16 protein-coding genes and 1 pseudogene are annotated in these 13,558 nt (G+C 61.6%); 12 read left to right on the top strand and 5 right to left on the bottom strand.

The window, feature by feature from the left end; translation table 11 throughout:
• The 6 genes from AC2VLV_RS04645 to AC2VLV_RS04620 all read left to right on the top strand — a co-directional run.
• The coding region (locus AC2VLV_RS04645; RefSeq protein ID WP_486988861.1) for a DUF2244 domain-containing protein at positions 1-414 on the top strand (414 nt) is incomplete at its 5' end.
• A gap of 40 nt (positions 415-454) precedes the next feature.
• Complete coding sequence (coxB, locus tag AC2VLV_RS04640) at positions 455-1,321, top strand: cytochrome c oxidase subunit II (protein ID WP_486988860.1); 867 nt, start codon at positions 455-457, stop codon at positions 1,319-1,321.
• 89 nt (positions 1,322-1,410) lie between these two features.
• Positions 1,411-3,042: a cytochrome c oxidase subunit I gene (ctaD, locus tag AC2VLV_RS04635; protein ID WP_486988859.1), complete on the top strand. Its 1,632-nt coding sequence runs from the start codon at positions 1,411-1,413 to the stop codon at positions 3,040-3,042.
• A gap of 8 nt (positions 3,043-3,050) precedes the next feature.
• Positions 3,051-3,176: a hypothetical protein gene (locus tag AC2VLV_RS04630; protein WP_013124088.1), complete on the top strand. Its 126-nt coding sequence runs from the start codon at positions 3,051-3,053 to the stop codon at positions 3,174-3,176.
• Positions 3,177-3,240: 64 nt separating this feature from the next.
• Positions 3,241-3,453, top strand: coding sequence for a DUF2970 domain-containing protein (locus AC2VLV_RS04625; RefSeq protein ID WP_486988858.1), 213 nt, complete (start codon positions 3,241-3,243; stop codon positions 3,451-3,453).
• 11 nt (positions 3,454-3,464) lie between these two features.
• The gene (locus AC2VLV_RS04620; RefSeq protein ID WP_486988857.1) at positions 3,465-4,325 is read left to right on the top strand and encodes a cytochrome c oxidase subunit 3; all 861 of its coding nucleotides are present in this window, start codon (positions 3,465-3,467) and stop codon (positions 4,323-4,325) included.
• 51 nt (positions 4,326-4,376) lie between these two features.
• Here AC2VLV_RS04620 and AC2VLV_RS04615 read toward each other — a convergent pair whose 3' ends face one another.
• A complete protein-coding gene (locus AC2VLV_RS04615) occupies positions 4,377-4,580 on the bottom strand; it encodes a twin transmembrane helix small protein (RefSeq protein ID WP_013106870.1) in 204 nt (67 codons plus the stop codon).
• Between the two features lie 53 nt (positions 4,581-4,633).
• On the opposite strand from AC2VLV_RS04615, the gene AC2VLV_RS04610 reads away from it, so the two are divergent.
• The 6 genes from AC2VLV_RS04610 (at position 4,634) to gluQRS (ending at position 9,986) form a co-directional block, all read left to right on the top strand.
• On the top strand, positions 4,634-5,395 hold the full coding sequence (locus AC2VLV_RS04610; protein WP_486988856.1) for an SURF1 family protein: 762 nt from the start codon (positions 4,634-4,636) through the stop codon (positions 5,393-5,395).
• A 63-nt stretch (positions 5,396-5,458) separates the two neighbouring features.
• Complete coding sequence (locus AC2VLV_RS04605; RefSeq protein ID WP_486988855.1) at positions 5,459-6,109, top strand: SCO family protein; 651 nt, start codon at positions 5,459-5,461, stop codon at positions 6,107-6,109.
• Positions 6,106-7,269 (top strand): COX15/CtaA family protein, encoded by a 1,164-nt coding sequence (locus tag AC2VLV_RS04600; protein WP_486988854.1) that lies wholly within the window; start codon positions 6,106-6,108, stop codon positions 7,267-7,269. Before AC2VLV_RS04605 ends, AC2VLV_RS04600 begins: the two co-directional genes overlap by 4 nt.
• A 195-nt stretch (positions 7,270-7,464) precedes the next feature.
• The gene (gene cyoE / locus AC2VLV_RS04595; RefSeq protein ID WP_288093467.1) at positions 7,465-8,373 is read left to right on the top strand and encodes a heme o synthase; all 909 of its coding nucleotides are present in this window, start codon (positions 7,465-7,467) and stop codon (positions 8,371-8,373) included.
• 11 nt (positions 8,374-8,384) lie between these two features.
• The gene (locus AC2VLV_RS04590; RefSeq protein ID WP_486988853.1) at positions 8,385-8,999 is read left to right on the top strand and encodes an SCO family protein; all 615 of its coding nucleotides are present in this window, start codon (positions 8,385-8,387) and stop codon (positions 8,997-8,999) included.
• A 39-nt stretch (positions 9,000-9,038) separates the two neighbouring features.
• Positions 9,039-9,986: a tRNA glutamyl-Q(34) synthetase GluQRS gene (gene gluQRS / locus AC2VLV_RS04585; RefSeq protein WP_486988852.1), complete on the top strand. Its 948-nt coding sequence runs from the start codon at positions 9,039-9,041 to the stop codon at positions 9,984-9,986.
• Positions 9,987-10,104: 118 nt separating this feature from the next.
• Here the strand turns inward: gluQRS and AC2VLV_RS04580 are convergent, their stop codons facing one another.
• The 4 genes and pseudogenes from AC2VLV_RS04580 to AC2VLV_RS04565 form a co-directional block, all read right to left on the bottom strand.
• On the bottom strand, positions 10,105-11,268 hold the full coding sequence (locus tag AC2VLV_RS04580; RefSeq protein WP_486988851.1) for a pyridoxal phosphate-dependent aminotransferase: 1,164 nt from the start codon (positions 11,266-11,268) through the stop codon (positions 10,105-10,107).
• A 13-nt stretch (positions 11,269-11,281) separates the two neighbouring features.
• On the bottom strand, positions 11,282-12,232 hold the full coding sequence (locus tag AC2VLV_RS04575) for a CysB family HTH-type transcriptional regulator (protein ID WP_486988850.1): 951 nt from the start codon (positions 12,230-12,232) through the stop codon (positions 11,282-11,284).
• Between the two features lie 20 nt (positions 12,233-12,252).
• The gene (gene lptG, locus AC2VLV_RS04570) at positions 12,253-13,350 is read right to left on the bottom strand and encodes an LPS export ABC transporter permease LptG (protein WP_486988849.1); all 1,098 of its coding nucleotides are present in this window, start codon (positions 13,348-13,350) and stop codon (positions 12,253-12,255) included.
• Positions 13,350-13,558: pseudogene (locus AC2VLV_RS04565) on the bottom strand (LPS export ABC transporter permease LptF); the annotation flags it as partial. The gene lptG and the pseudogene AC2VLV_RS04565, both read right to left, overlap by 1 nt.

Below are 13,558 nucleotides of genomic sequence, written 5' to 3'. Positions count from 1 at the left end.
TTCCGCCGCAACTGTTCCATGGCGCCGCGCCAACTGATCGTGTTTTACGCCTCGCTGTGCGTGGTGTCGCTGATCGTGGCGTCCATCGCGTGGGATGTGGGCGGGTCGCTGGTGCTGCCGTTCACCGGCATCGAGCTGGGGTCGGTGGCGCTGGCGCTGGTGGTGTATGGGCGTCATGCCACGGACCGCGAACGCGTGCGCCTTTCGGCGCAGCAGTTGCAGGTCGAGTGGGAAAACGCGGGTGTGGTGCAGTCGGTCAGCTTCAATCCGCAGTGGGTGCGGGTGTCGCTGCCGGAGAGCGGGCTGATCGAAGTGTCTTCGGCGGGTCGCACGGTTTACATCGGCCGGTACTCGCGCCCCGAGCGGCGCGCTGTGCTGGCAAAAGATTTGAGGGCCGCGTTGCGGGCCCTTTGAGGTGTTTTAGGGACGAGACCAATTCTTAGAGTGGGGCGACATGAAAGCAATACATCAAATCCGTCTGGCCACCGCAGCATCGCTGCTGGGCGTCATGGGCGCGGCCCATGCCGCAGTGGAAAGTCTGCCAGGTGGGCCGCAGGTGCTGGGGCTGTATTTCCAGAACCCGGTCTCACCCATCGCCAAGCAGGAAAAATTCCTGATGGACATGATGCTCTGGGTCTGCCTGGGGATCGGTATCGTGGTGTTCGGGGCGATGTTCTATTCGGTTTACAAGCACCGCAAATCCAAGGGCGCCGTGTCGGCCCACTTCCATGAAAGCACCAAGGTCGAGATTGCCTGGACGATCATCCCCATTCTGATCGTGATTGCCATCCTGATTCCGGCGACCCGTACCGTGATCGCGCAGGAAAACCACAGCGACTCTTTCATGACCGTCAAGGCGACGGGCGCGCAGTGGAAGTGGGGTTACGACTACATGGCCGGTCCGGGCAAGGGTATTTCCTTCTGGTCCACGCTGACCACGCCTTATTCGGAAATCTACGAAGGCAAGGATCTGCCCAGCAACTTCGTGCTGGCCGTCGATCACGAACTGGTCGTGCCGGTGGACAAGAAGATCAAGATTGTCACCACGTCGGATGACGTGCTGCACGGTTTCTACGTCAATTCGCTGGGTGTGCAGATGGATGCGATTCCCGGCTTCGTCCGCTCGACCTGGTTCACCGCCGAAAAGACCGGCACCTACTACGGTCAGTGCGCCCAGATCTGCGGCAAGTACCACGCCTTCATGCCCATCGTGATCAAGGTGGTGACCCTGCCCGAGTACGAGCAATGGGTCGCGCAGTGGAAAAAAGCGCATCCCGACAGCACCCCTCCGGCCGACGGCGCGGCGCCCAGCAAGACCTGAGCAGGTCTGGTGAGAGACAAACCATAAAAAGTAGTCGAGCTTAGAACGAAGTATCAACATTTTCTGGAATGGCAGGAAAGGAAAGCACCATGAGCGCAGTCATCGATCACGCACCGCCATCGGCTCACGCCGGTGACCATGCCCACGAGCATCCGCACGGCTGGCGCCGCTGGCTGATGTCCACCAACCACAAGGACATCGGCACGATGTATCTGCTGTTTGCCTTGTGGATGCTGTTCGAGGGCGGCATTCTGGCCCTGGGTATCCGCACCGAGCTGTGGAAGCCGTATGTCTGGCTGCTGAACCCCGAGTTGTTCAACGCCTTCGGCACCATGCACGGCATCATGATGATCTTCGGTTCGGTCATGCCCGCGCTGGTGGGCTTTGCCAACTGGATGATTCCGCTGCAGATCGGCGCGCCCGACATGGCCTTTCCGCGGCTGAACAACCTCAGCTTCTGGCTGCTGATTCCCGCAGGCATTCTGCTGACGGCTTCGTTCTTCGTCCCAGGCGGCGCGCCGGGTGTGGGCTGGACGCTCTATGCCCCGCTCACCCTGCAGCAAGGCATGGGCATGGATTTGGTGATTTTCGCCATCCACCTCATGGGCGCTTCGTCGATCATGGGCTCGATCAACATCATCGTGACCATCCTCAATCTGCGCGCTCCCGGCATGACGCTGATGAAAATGCCGCTGTTCGTCTGGACCTGGCTGATTACCGCCTACCTGCTGCTGGCCATCATGCCGGTACTGGCTGGCGCCGTCACCATGACCCTGACTGACCGCCACTTCGGCACCAGTTTCTTCAGTGCCGCCGGCGGCGGTGATCCGGTGCTTTACCAGCATCTTTTCTGGTTCTTCGGCCACCCCGAGGTGTACGTGATGATTCTGCCGGTCTTCGGTATTGTCAGCTCGGTCATCCCGGCCTTCGCCCGCAAGCGCCTGTTCGGCTACAGCTCGATGGTGTACGCCTCGGCCTCCATCGCCATCCTGTCCTTCCTGGTCTGGGCGCACCACATGTTCACCGCGGGCATGCCCACCACCGGCCAGCTGTTCTTCATGTACGCCACCATGCTGATTGCCGTGCCCACGGGCGTGAAGGTGTTCAACTGGGTGGCCACCATGTGGCGCGGTTCCATGACGTTTGAAACCCCCATGCTGTTTGCCGTGGGCTTCATCTTCGTGTTCACCCTGGGCGGCTTTACCGGCCTGATGCTGGCCATGGTGCCTATCGATACGCAGCTGCACAACACCTACTTCGTGATCGCGCACTTCCATTACGTGCTGGTCGCAGGTTCGCTGTTCGGCATCTTCATGGGCTTCTACTACTGGTCGCCCAAGTGGTCTGGCGTGATGTACAACGAGACCGCAGGCAAGATCCACTTCTGGACCTCGATGATTTCGTTCAACATCGCCTTCTTCCCGCAACACTTCCTGGGTTTGGCCGGCATGCCGCGTCGCTATGTGGCCTATCCGGTGCAGTTCACCGACTTCAACCAGATCTCCACCATCGGCGCCTGGCTGTTCGGTCTGTCGCAGGCTTACTTCCTGTTCGCGGTGGTGATTCCCGTGTTGCGCGGCAAGGGCGAGAAAGCCCCTCAGCGTCCCTGGGAAGGCGCGGAAGGTCTGGAATGGGAAATTCCGTCCCCGGCTCCGTTCCACACCTTTGAAACCCCGCCCAAGCTGAATGCCGATGCCACCCGTGTGCTGGGCTATAACTGAGATCAGATATGAGTAATCGCCAACTTCCCCCGGAAAAGCGCCGTCAGAATTTCAAAACGGCGATGATCATGGTCAGTATTGCCTTGGCGATTTACTTCGGTTATCTGATCAAGGCACAGGTTCTCGGATTTTGACGAATGAGAGCGACAGGCCATCAATACAAGGGCTGTCGCTCTCTTTTCATCAAGGAAATATGCGTTGAGCTCACCTTCTCAGCCCTCTTTCCTGCGCGCATTGGTTGCCGTGCTCTGGTCTTTTGCCGGAATACGCAAATCGAGTGAGCGAAGTAAAGATTTTCAGAATGTAAAACCCGAACACATCATTGCGGCAGGATTGCTCGCTGCTTTGATTTTTGTGGTCGGCTTGATATTGATTGTCAATTTAGTGATTTCAAGCGCGGCGCGCACATAACAGGAGGCAATATGGCATCTTCAACCCAGCCCCATGGCTATTTTCTGCCTGGGCCTTCCGCATACCCCCTGCTGACGGCGGCGGGTTTGCTGGCGATGGCGTTTGGCGCCGGGCTCTGGTTCAACGGCGTCCAGCACATGGAGTGGCTGCTGCTGGCCGGATTCCTGTGGCTGGTGTATATCGTGTACCACTGGTTCGGTCAGGCGATCGGTGAGAGCGAGGCGGGCAAACACAGCCAGCGCGTCGATACCTCCTTCCGCTGGAGCATGGCTTGGTTCATCTTCTCCGAGGTGATGTTCTTCGCTTCGTTCTTTGGCGCGCTGTATTACTCGCGCGAATTTTCTCTGCCGGATCTCTCGGCCCTGCACAGCAAGATTCTGTGGCCGAATTTCACGGGCACCTGGCCTTCCACTGGCCCGGGCGGTTTGATTCCGTCCTTGCATGAGGCGCTGGGCCCCTGGCCGATTCCGACCATCAACACGGCGCTGCTGCTGAGTTCCGGCGTCACGCTCACCATTGCGCACCATGCGCTGCGGGCGGCGCATCGAGGCAAGGCTATTTTCTGGATGTCGCTGACCATTGCCCTCGGCGTGTTGTTCCTATTCATGCAGGGCTATGAATATCACCACGCTTACACCGTCGAAGGTGTGAAACTGACTTCTGGCATCTACGGTTCGACTTTTTTCATGCTGACCGGGTTCCACGGTTTCCACGTGCTCCTCGGTGCGACCATGTTGTCCGTGGTTCTGGTTCGTTTGATCAGGGGCAATTTCACTGCAGATCACCACTTCGCCTTCGAAGGCGCCGCCTGGTATTGGCACTTCGTTGACGTGGTTTGGTTGCTGCTGTACGTGTTGGTTTACTGGCTCTGAGATCAACCCAGCAAAAAATGCGCCGCTTGTAGCGGCGCATTTTTGTTCGGGTTATTGCCCGACATCATGTGGGTGTATCCAGCCCATCTTGTAGCTGATGATCAGAATCAAAAACAGCAAGACCGAGAATCCGACCCGGAAAGTCAGTGCGTACACAGCGCGATTGCTTTTGCCCTTATCCTTCATCACAAAGAACAGCCCGGAAAACAGGCTGCCAATGATGAGCAGGAAGGCGATGGGGATCAGGATTTTCATGGTGCGGGCTTGTGCAGATGTCTAAACAGATTACCTCAGATTCCGGGTTGCTGATGTCTGAGAAGGCCTTTGGCCCCAAAGAGTTGCTGATCATCATTTTGGGGCTGCTGGTGATCGGAGTGACGATGTCGCTCGGATTCTGGCAACTGGGCCGCGCGCACGAAAAAGAGGCGCTGAATCTGCAGATGGATCAGCGCGAAAGGGCGCATCCCCTGCAGATCGGTCAGGCCGAAGTTCGGCTCAGCCACGATGCCTGGCGGCGGGCCGCAGCGCGTGGCGTGTTTGCCGAGCAGTGGACAATCTACCTGCAGAACCGCCAGCAGGAAGAACAGACGGGCTTCTGGGTGCTGACGCCCTTGAAGCTCGCGGGCAGCGACACTTATTTGATGGTGCTGCGCGGTTGGGTGCCGCGGAATTTTCAGGCGATGGACTTGATCAAGCCCTATGAAACGCCTCAAGGATTGACAGTGATCGATGGACTTATTGCCCCGCCGCCGTCAGAATGGTTTTCGTTTTTCGCCGAGCCGCCGGGTCAGGTCATACGCCAGAACGTCAATCTGCAGAAGTACGCGGACTTTCATCACATCAAGCTTCTGCCCTTCGTGCTGAGACAATCGGGCGATCTGCACGATGGCCTTGGCAGGCAGTGGCCCGCAGCGAAAACCGGGGTCGGCACCAACTATGGCTATGCCGCGCAGTGGTTCGGTATGAGTGCCACCGGTGCGGTGCTGCTGCTGTATTTTGTTTATCAGCGTCTGCGTAAGACGAAGTCAAAGCGTGACGCAGAAGATCCGACCGCACCGCGCCTGCTATGACCGCACGCCCAGCCCTGAATGCCTGATTGATTGTTTTGACGTCTTTGAATTGATGCCCTGACCGTGAGCTCCCCCTTGACCTCCAGCCTGCCCCCTTCCGCCCAGCCGCCTGTGCGCAAACCGCGGTCGCTGTTTACGCTGTGGCTGCTGCTTGCCATGTCGGCAGCGCCTATCGTGGCCGCGTTTTTTCTGTTCTACGTCGTCCATCCCGCGGGCAAGCCGCCTTACGGCAGTCTGGTTGAGCCGCAGCGTCCGATTCCCTTGGATTTGGGCCTCAAAACGCTGGACGGCCAACCCTACAGCCTGAAACGGCTCGAGGGTTACTGGCTAATGGTGATGGCAGCGCCGGGCGCCTGCAACAAGGAGTGCCAGCAATCGTTGTTTTACATGCGGCAGATCCGTATTGCTCAGGGAGATAACCGCGACCAGATCGTGCGGGTCTGGCTGGTGACGGACGATGCGCCGATCAACCCGGGCGTGCTTGAGCCGGCAGAAGGGACGTTGATCCTGCGGGGCAACGCGCAACAGCTGGCCAGCTGGCTGCCTCACAAAGACGGCGGCTTGCAGGGGCCGACTTGGCTGGTCGATCCGTTCGGCCACCTGATGATGCAGTTTCCGGCCAACCCTGACCCCACCCGGATGCGGCGTGTGCTCGCCAAGCTGCTCTACAACAACGCCGGGATCAAGTTCAAGCATGTGGAGCCCGTGCAATGAGTGTCGCAAGCAATGCCATCTGGCAGTTTTCTCTGCACTGGGTGCAGGCGCTGGTGTGGGTGCTGGTGCTGGTTGGGGTGTTCTGGGTCGGGCTGAAGATGCGCTGGTCCAAGCTCACCGCGGTGCTGGTGTTCCTCACCCTCGATCTGGTGATGTTTGGCTCGTATGTACGTCTGACCGACTCTGGCCTGGGCTGTCCCGACTGGCCCGGCTGTTATGCCAAGTTCACGCCGCTGCAGGCGCATGAGCAGATCGCGCAGGCGGTTGAAGAGCAGGGCGGCACCCAGGGCTATGTGAGCCCCTTCAAAGCCTGGGTGGAAATGATTCATCGCTACGCCGGCAGCATCATCGGCACGTTGATCATGGTGCTGCTGGCGCGGGCCATCTGGGCGAGAAAGCACGGAGAAGACATCAAACTTGGTTTGCCGATCGTGCTCTTTTTCTGGGTGATCTTGCAGGGCCTGTTCGGCAAGTGGACGGTGACCATGCAGTTGATTCCCCTGATCGTCACCTTGCATCTCATGGGGGGCGTCATCTTGCTGGCGCTACTGGCCTGGTTCTGGATGCGAAACCGGGCCGATCTGGTGAGCGTGAACGCTGGAACGCTCACGCGCGCCCTGCTCTGGATCGCGATGATCGCGGTCGGCATTCAGATTTTCCTTGGCGGCTGGACGAGTACCAACTATGCCGCGCTGGCCTGCAGCGGCTTCCCCACCTGCAATGGAAGCTTCGATCCCAATGCCAACTGGGCACAGGGCTTCACGCTCTGGCGCCATCTGGGCCTGACCGGTGACGGACAACCGATCACCGAGGCCGCGCTGGTGGCCATTCAGTGGGGGCATCGCCTGTTCGCCATCGTCGCCACCGCAGCGGTGTTCGCGGCCGTGGCGGCGCTCTGGCGTTTTTCAGCATTGCGTCGTCTGGCGATGTGGATTGCAATTGCCGTGGTGCTGCAAGTCGTTTTCGGCATCGTGCTGGTCACCGAGGGGCATCCCCTGATCGTCGCAGTGGCACACAATGGCGGCTCGGCCATTCTGATGCTGCTGCTTGTGATGGGGATTTACCGCGTCAGCGCTACCGTCCGCCAACAGGCGCCTTCGGAATCGCTGGGCTCGGCCTTCGTCAAAATCAAGCCGCCCCATCCCTTGCCGAAACACTGAGAGGGTGTGAACAAATCCGCCATGACCGCTCCTCGCGTCCAAACACCCCCGCTCGGCGTTGCGCTCGGTGTCTCAGGTGCGCGCCGTGCCGACGGGCACGGCTGTGCTTTGCGCCTTGACCGGGGGCGTTTGGACGCGCTGCTCGGCCACGCCGGATTCATTCACACCCTCTGAGGCCCGCTTCAGGAGACTCTCATGAATCATCAAGTTCTCAACAACACTCCCAGCCCCCTGCGAGTTGCGTCGCAGCTTTACGCGCTGACCAAGCCGCGTGTGGTGCAGCTCATCGTGTTCTGCGCGGTCATCGGCATGTTTCTCGCCGAGCCCACCTTGCCGGCTTGGCAACCGGTGTTGTTCGGCACGCTGGGCATCTGGCTGGTGGCCAGCGCCGCGGCCGCGTTCAACTGCCTGGTCGAGCAGAAGATCGATGCGGTGATGCGCCGCACCGCCTGGCGGCCCTCGGCTAATGGCGAACTGAGCGCGCCGGTCATCATCACGTTTTCTGGGGTGCTGTGCGCGGCTGGCATGTGGCTGCTCTACACCCAGGTCAACCCGCTGACCATGTGGCTGACCTTCGGCACCTTCGTCGGCTATGCCGTGGTTTACACCATTTTTCTCAAACCGGCCACGCCGCAGAACATCGTCATTGGCGGCGCCTCGGGCGCCATGCCGCCGGTACTGGGCTGGGCGGCTGTGAGCGGCCACGTGTCGGTCGAGGCCATGCTGCTCTTCCTCATCATTTTTCTGTGGACGCCGCCGCATTTCTGGGCGCTGGCGCTTTACCGAGTGGAAGATTACAAAAAGTCCGGTTTGCCCATGCTGCCGGTCACGCATGGTTCCGAGTTCACCCGCACGCAAATCCTGCTTTACACCCTGCTGCTCAGCGCGGTGACGCTGCTGCCCTATGTGCTGGGCATGAGCGGCCTGATCTATTTGGCCAGCGCGGTGGTGCTCGACGGCATTTTCATCGCCTACGCCTGGGCGCTCAAACGCGAGTACAGCGATTTGCTCTCGCGCAAGACCTTCCGCTATTCCATCCTGTACCTTTCGCTGCTCTTCGCCGCCTTGCTGGTGGACCATTACCTGCACTTCCATTTCGTCTGAACTCTCGTCTGATGCCCCCACGCTTTTCTGCCGCACGCCGCTCGCTTGTTCTGTCTGCCGCCTTTGCGCCCCTTGCACCTTTGGTGCTGGCGGCCTGCAGCAAGCCCTATGTGTTTCATGGCGTGGACATCACCGGGGTGCCCTATGCCGACGGTTTTTCGCTGACCGACTTCAATGGCAAGACGCGCACCCTGGCTGACTTTGCCGGCAAGGTGGTGGTCATGTACTTCGGCTATACCCAATGCCCAGACATCTGCCCGGCGTCGATGCAGGTGGTGGCGCAGGCTATGGACGATCTGGGCGAGAAGGCCCGCGATGTGCAGTTTCTGTTCGTCACGGTTGACCCCGAGCGCGACACGCCGGAAATCCTCAAGGCCTACGTCACCCATTTCAACCCGACTTTCCTGGCGCTCTCCGGCACGCCCGAGCAGATCGCGCTGACGGCGAAGAACTTCAAGGTGTATTACAAAAAGGTGCCCGGCAAGACGCCGGGCAGCTACACCATGGATCACACCGCCGGGTTTTATGTGTTCGACCCCAAGGGCAAGATCCGGCTGTTCGAGCGCGAGGGCGTCTCGGCCAAAGATCTGGCACAGGACATCAACGCCCTGATCGAAGGGCATTGAGCGAAGGGCATTGAGCCCGGGTCGCCAGTGTCAGCTGGCATGACGACATCCCTACAGATAAAGACCTACGTCGGCCGGTTTGCGCCGTCACCCACCGGGCCGCTGCATGCGGGCTCTCTGGTCGCAGCACTGGCCTCCTGGCTGGACGCGCGCGCGCATGGCGGGCTCTGGCTGGTGCGCGTGGAAGATGTGGACTTCACCCGCAACCAGTCCGGCGCCGCCGAGTGCATCCTGCAGCAACTCGCGGATTGCGGCCTGCAGCCCGATCGGCCGCCCGTTTGGCAATCGCAGCGTGTGGCGCTTTATCAGCAGGCGTTGGACAAACTCGCCACCTCCGGCTGGGCTTACCCCTGCAGCTGTTCCCGTGCGGACATTCTGGCGCTACTTGGCGCGCAGGGCCACCTGCCGGCGCGCGGGCAAGAGGCGGTCTATCCCGGAACTTGCCGCAGGGGTTTGCACGGCCGCAGCCCGCGATCGTGGCGTGTGCGTCTGCCTGACGATGCGGCGCAGCCCCTGCACTGGCGCGACCGCCGCCTGGGCGCGCAGTCTCAGGTGCTCAGCCTGGAGGTGGGCGACTTTGTGCTCAAACGCGCCGACGGCGCCTGGGCCTATCAGCTCGCCGTGGTGGTGGACGATGCGGCGCAAGGCGTGACCGATGTGGTGCGCGGGGAAGACCTGGCCGCCTCGACCGCCCGGCAGATCGCCCTGCAGCGTCTGCTCGGTCTGCCGACGCCGCGCTATTTGCACGCCCCGCTGGTGCGGGATGCGCAGGGAGAAAAGCTCTCCAAGCATCAGGGCGCGGCAGCCTTCGTGGCCGGGGCGCAGAGCGTGCAGCAGGCGCTCGGTGTGCTGGGGCTGGATGTTCGAGCAAACTCCCTGTCCGAACTGCTGGCGCAGGCGGTGCAGGCGTGGCGCGACAAATGGCCTAAACCCGGATTTTCCATTAGGACACGGGAGGATGGCGCGGCGAGTTGGGGATGGATTTGACTCTGCGCGACAAGCTCATAGCCATCGCTATGGGCGCGAAGCGCGGGGGCGAAGACGCCCCAAACCGGCGCGCCAGCGCCCGTGTAGGGGCAAAGCCCCGCCTAATGGGAAATCCGGGTTAAAGCGCAGCAAGCCGTTTGAGAGCGGTGTCCAGCGTGGCGTCTTGTTTGGCGAAACAGAAACGAACCACGCCGCGCTGCCGTCCGTCGGGCTCGAAGGCAGACAGCGGAATGGCGGCCACGCCGATCTCGGCGGTGAGCCAGCGGCAGAAGGCGTCGTCCGGCAGGTCGCTGATGGCGTCATAGCGCACGCACTGAAAGTAGCTGCCGCTGCAGGGCAGCAGTTCAAACCGGCTCGCCGCCAGCCCGGCGCGGAAGCGGTCGCGCTTGGCCTGATAGAAGTCGGGCAGATCGCGGTAGGGCGCCGGGTCGGCCAGATAGTCGGCCAAGCCATGCTGCATGGGCGTGTTGACGGTGAACACGTTGAACTGATGCACCTTGCGGAACTCGGCGCTGAGCGCCGCCGGGGCGGCGACGCTGCCGATCTTCCAGCCGGTGACGTGAAAGGTCTTGCCGAAACTCGACACCACGAAGGCGCGCGCGGCCAGGCCGGAAAACCGCGCGGCGCTCTGGTGCTGCGCGCCGTCGAACACCATGTGCTCGTACACCTCATCGGCAATCAGCACGATGTCGGTGGGCGCGAGAAGCGCTTCGAGCTGCCGCATGTCGGCTTCGCTCCAGACCGTGCCGCTGGGATTGTGCGGGCTGTTGACGAGCAAGGCACGGGTGCGCGGGGTAAGGGCCGCGGCAATGGCGGCGAAATCCGGGCGGAAGTCGGCTTGCAAGGGAACGGTGCGGGCCACGCCGCCGCATAGGGCGATGTTGGGCAGGTAGCTGTCGTAGCTGGGCGTGAGCACGATGACTTCATCGCCGGGATGCACCACGGCGAGCAGGGCCGTGAAAATGGCCTGCGTCGCCCCGGCAGTGATGGTGATTTCTGCGTCGGCGTCATAGCGCGCGCCGTGCAGCGCGGCGATCTTGTCGGCCACTGCCCGCCGCAAGGCGGGAACCCCGACCATGGGCGGATATTGGTTGGCGCCGCGGCGCATGGCCCGATCCACACTGTCGATGAGGCGCGGGTCGCAGGAAAAATCCGGAAAGCCCTGGCCGAGGTTGATGGCGCCGTGCTCCTGCGCCAGTGCCGACATGACGGTGAAGATGGTGGTGCCGACTTGCGGCAGGCGCGAGACAATGTGGGGCGTTTGGTGAGATTGGGGCGACATGAGGGACACCCTCTCAGATGGAAAACACGTCTTGCCCGTCCAGCTCGCCACGCAGGGTTTGTTCCACCAGTTTGCGCGGCAGGCGGGGCGAGATCAGCTCGGCGAACAGCGGGACGAAACTGCGTTGCAGCACACCGCGCTTGAACGCCACGCGCGTGAGCAGCTGACCGAACAGATGGCCGGCGGGAAGGGCGCGCAGCGCGGTATCGCGCTCGGGGGAAATGGCCATTTCGGCAATCAGCCCCACACCCAGCCCCAGTTCGACATAGGTTTTGAGCACGTCAGAATCGAGCGCTTCGAGCACGATCTGCGGCTGCAGGTGGGCATGGGCGAAGGCGGCATCGATCTGGCGGCGTCCGGCAAAGGCGGGCTCGTAGGTCACCAGCGCAAAGGTGGCCAGTTCGGCCAGGGTGAGCTCGGCGCGATCGCACAAGGGGTGTCCGTGCGGCACGACGGCCAGATGCTGCCAGCTGTAGCAGGGCAGGGTGAGCAGGTCGGGAGAATCTTGCAGCGACTCGCTGGCCAGCCCCAGATCGGCGCGTTCTTCGCGCACGGCCTGCGCCACCTGATCGGGCGTGCCCTGCAGCAGTTGCACCTGCACGGCGGGCATGCGTCGGCGGAACTCGGCAATCACCCAGGGCAGCTTGTAGCGGGCCTGGGTGTGCGTGGCGGCCACGGTGAGCTGGCCCGCATCGCGCGCGGCGTAGTCTTGCCCGATGCGCTTGAGGTTGGCGACTTCGCGCAGAATGATGTCCACACTGCGCAGCACCTCGACGCCCGGCTCGGTGAGTTTGCGGATGCGCTTGCCGTGGCGGCTGAAAATTTCCACCCCCAGCTCGCTCTCCAACTCGATGATGGCCTTGGACACGCCGGGCTGCGAGGTATGCAGCGCCCGCGCCGCCTCGGTGAGGTTGAGCTTGCGGCGCACAGCCTCTTGCAGAAAACGGAATTGGTGCAGGTTCATTGCAATCTTCGTCCGCCGGTTCAGCGGAACCGCACCTGCCAGGCAAACACGATCAACCCCAGTCCGCCAAACAACAGCATGGGCATGGCCGCGGTGATGGCCGGTGGCCACGTTCCCAAAATCCCCAGACTGGAAAACAAGGTGTTGAGCAGGATGAACGCGATTCCCAGCACGATGCCCGCGAGCACTTTGCCGCTGACGCCCTTCGAGCGCGTATGCAGGTAAGCGAAGGGCAGGGCCAGCAGCAACATCACCACGGCGCTGAAGGGATAGAACAGCTTTTTCCACAGCTGGATCTCATAGCGTTCGGCCGCCTGATGATTGGCGCGCAGATGTTGGATGTAGCGCCACAGATCGATGGCCGACATCTTGTCAGGCGACAGCAACAGCACCCCGAGCACACTGGGCGAGAGCGAGGTCTGCCAGCGATAGCTCGGCAACTGGGTTACCTTCAAGGCGGCGCCGGTCTGTTGCGGAAGTTCGGTGCGGGTGACTTTGTGCAGCATCCAGGTGCCACCGCCTTCGTACTGGCCACTGGGCGCATGCAGTTCCGCAGCAATCTGCGCCTGGGCATTGAGCACGTAGATGTGGATGTCGGTGAGATCGCCTCGGGTGTTGATGGTTTTGATGTTGACGGTCTGATTGCCGCTTCGGTCTGAATCGTTGCGTAGCCAAACGCCCGAAGCCAATTGGGTGCCGATGCCTGACCCTCCCCCGGCCTGCAACCGCGCCGACAGTTGCCCGGCTGCCGGCGCAAGCCACTCACCGAGCAGGAACAAGGTGACGACCAGTGCGGCGGCCAGTTGCAGCAGCAAGCCCAGCGCCGCGCGCGGGCTCAGTCCCGAAATTCGCAGAATGGTGAACTCGCTGCTCGCGGCCAAGGAGGCCAGCGCAAACACGCCGCCCACCAGCGTGGCGATGGGCAAGACTTCATAGGCGCGGCCGGGCATGCTCAGCGCAACATGCAGCAGGGTGCCGCTCAGGCTGAAACCCGGCTTGCCCAGATTGCTCAGGTCGTTGAGCATGTCAATGAAAAACAGCAGCGCAAGAAAGGCCAGCGTCACCAGACCCACGGCGCTGAGCACATGCAGCAGCATAAAGCGGCGTATGGTGCGCATCAGGCGTGTGCTCCGGACCGTGCGCGGCCTGGCCACAGGCGGTGCAGCCAGCCATTGCCCCGCATCAGCAGCAGCAACAGGAACAATACCGCGCTGCCGTGCACCAGCAGAAAGCCGCTGGTAAATCCCACCCGGCCTTCGCTGATCCAGCCTTGCAGCACATTGAGCAGGTTGAAATAAATCAGATAGACCAGGATGGCGCTGATCA

This window comes from Thiomonas sp. TH-17 (genome assembly GCF_057473305.1).
This window is presented reverse-complemented; position numbering and strand designations above follow the sequence as displayed.